This window comes from Pseudomonas sp. 18058 (assembly GCF_902706155.1).
Lineage (GTDB): Bacteria > Pseudomonadota > Gammaproteobacteria > Pseudomonadales > Pseudomonadaceae > Aquipseudomonas > Aquipseudomonas rustica.
The window spans coordinates 1-416 of the sequence record NZ_CACSJY010000151.1; the positions used below are offsets into that span (position 1 = coordinate 1).

Below are 416 nucleotides of genomic sequence, written 5' to 3' on the forward strand. Positions count from 1 at the left end.
AGTTCGCGGGCCGTCAGCGTCGGTGCGGGCGAGGACAACCGGTTGACGAGGCGCGCCGCGACGGCGGGCGCGAGCACCGTCTCGCCGCGTGAGGCGCGGTGCACGGCCTCGACGAGGTCGGCGGGCGGTGCGTCCTTGAGCAGGTAGCCGGACGCGCCGGCCTCGACGCCGCGCACGATATCGACGTCCGTGTCGTAGGTCGTGAGGATGAGGACGCGGGGCGCGTCGTCGCGGGCGCGGATGGCGCGCGTCGCCGCGACGCCGTCGAGGCCGGGCCCCATCTGCAGATCCATGAGGACGACGTCGGGGCGCACCCCCTGCTCGGCGAGGCGGTCGAGCACGCGCAGGGCCTCCTCGCCGCTGCCGGCCTCGTCGAGGACGTCGATGCCCGACGCGTCGAGCAGCGCTCGTAGGCC

General features: G+C 75.5%; 1 protein-coding gene. It reads right to left on the bottom strand.

The genetic code is table 11. The features are described 5' to 3' along the window. Positions 1 to 416, bottom strand: a 416-nt coding sequence (locus tag GVL50_RS28585; RefSeq protein ID WP_159815857.1) for a response regulator transcription factor, incomplete at both ends; no start/stop codon positions are given.